The sequence below is a fragment of the Nonomuraea insulae genome (genome assembly GCF_042656245.1).
On record NZ_JBHSPA010000115.1, the window covers coordinates 249,972 to 252,125 of the forward strand.

The following is a 2,154-nucleotide window of genomic DNA, read 5'->3' on the forward strand; positions in this document are numbered from 1 at the left end:
AGGCAGGTCCCGTGACGCCCACCATCAGCATCGCGCATGCGAGGCCGGCCAGACCAACCGCTTTCGTACGCTTCACGATTGACATCCCTTCTCCGGGGCACCCGGCACAAGGCCGCGCCTTGTGATGGTGCCCCTGTCCAGTGCTGACGATTTCCTTCTAAGGGCTTGCAGATTATTAACACGCGGGTTTGATCTTGTTGGCGGCTTTGGTGTCTTCGGCGAGGACGCGTGCGTGCAGGAGGCGTAGCAGGCCTGGCGGGGTGGGTGCGGGTGTGATGTGGGTGCCGGACTGGTTGAGGAGTGCGCTGATGCTGCAGGTGGTGCGGTAGGCGGTGGTCCGGCTGGTGGCGAACAGAACCGCCAGGGGTTCGACAGCCAGGCCGAGCCGCTGGTGCAGCACGGTGAGCAGGACCTGGTCGGTGAAGGCCACGGTGGGTGGGCGGCCTGATTTGATTCGCGGGCGCTGCTGGTCAAGGGCTCGCAGGTCGACGGTCAGCCGGTCCAGCTTTGAGCGAGGCATTCCGGTCAGGGCGGGATTGGAGAGGATCTGCGGGTTCCACCGGTCGCTCGGTTGAGCCTGGCCGGTGGAGTCTGGGTCGGTGTCCAGAGTGGGATGGTGAAGTCGGCCCGAAGCGCGGTCTCGTCTTTCGATCGAGTCGTTTCTTCGGGCCGCTTCCCGCACCCGGCGTGCCACTCTCATGGCACCGGGCGCTCCACAACTCCCATTTCGCTGTCGATGATCGTCCTCATGCCGTGGTCGGCCAGGGGGAAGGGATGGCCGCGCCTCGGTAGCGGTAGCGCGTTGTGCGCACCTTTCCGGGGTCGAACAGCGTCCGTTCCTCTCCCACTGGCCGCCAACCTCCCTCGCAATAGCGGCGGCGGAGGTCCTTCCAGGTGATCCGGCGGTGTTTGCGGCGCAGCCATTTCATGACCTGGCTCCATGTGTACGAGCTCAGGTATTGGAATGTCGCGCTGGACACGCCGGGGCGGAAGTAGGCGCACCAACCCGGCAGCATCCGGTTGAGCTGGATGAGCAGGGTGTCGAGCGGCTGGTTCGTGGCCATCTTCCGGCACGCCGTTTGGACCTTGCCCATCACAGCCGCGAGGGCCTTGCGTGAGGGGTAGGTGTAGACGTAGTACCGGCTGGTTCCTCGTTTGCGGTGGCGCTGGATGTGCCACCCGAGGAAGTCCAGTCCCTCATCGATGTGGGTGATCAGGGTCTTCTCCGGGGATAGGCGCAGCCCCATCGTGGATAAGACCCCTGCGATCTCCTCGCGCAGGGCTTTGGCATCGCCTTCGGTGCCGTGAACCATCAGGCACCAGTCGTCCGCGTACCTGGAAATACGGTAGTTGGGAAGACCTTGACGGCGACGCTGATCCCGCCCAAGTTTGCTGCTTGCGGGCCCTCCCGGTCCCTGGGCGACGTACTCGTCCAGGACCGACAGTGCCACGTTGCTGAGCAACGGCGACAAGATCGAACCCTGCGGGGTTCCGGCGCTGGTTTCTCGCAGCACGCGATCCTCCCCGAGGATGCCCGCTTTGAGGAACGCTTTCACCAGGTCAAGAACGCGTTTGTCCCCGATCCGAAGCCGCACCCGGTCGAGTAAGTCGGGGTGCGAAATCTCGTCGAAGCAGGCTCTGATGTCACCTTCCACGATCCACTCATACCCGTGGGACGTGAAGTGGCGGACCTCGGCCACGGCGTCGTGAGCCCGATGGTTCGGACGGAACCCGTATGAGCACGGGAGGAAATCCGCCTCGAAAATCGGCTCCAGCACCAGCTTCAAGGACGCCTGCACCACCCGGTCGGCGATTGTCGCGATCCCCAGGCGGCGCAGCTTGCCGCCTGCCTTGGGGATCATCCGCTCTCGCACCGGAAGCGGACGGAAACTACGATCCTTGATCGAGTCTCGTAGTGCGTCGAGGAATTCCTCAACGCCCGTTCGTTCCGCGATGGACACCGTTGTGCGGCCGTCCACCCCGGCGGTCCTGGCGCCCTTGTTACCCCGCACCTGATCCCACGCGACCAGCAAGAACGCGGGATCGGCACAGAGGTTGAACAGGTCATCGAACCTGCGATGAGGATCATCACGGGCGCCGGCTAAGCCGCCCCCTCGCGGGGGCGGCTCGCCTACAGAACCGGACGTGAAACTT

At 64.4% G+C, this 2,154-nt stretch carries 1 protein-coding gene and 1 pseudogene; both read right to left on the bottom strand.

All coding sequences use genetic code 11. The features are described 5' to 3' along the window. Positions 1-175 precede the first annotated feature (175 nt). Positions 176-616, bottom strand: a pseudogene (locus tag ACFPZ3_RS64695) (ISAzo13 family transposase); the annotation flags it as partial. A 130-nt stretch (positions 617-746) separates the two neighbouring features. Further along, on the bottom strand, positions 747-2,154 hold a 1,408-nt coding region (gene ltrA, locus ACFPZ3_RS64700; RefSeq protein WP_379524318.1), incomplete at its 5' end, for a group II intron reverse transcriptase/maturase.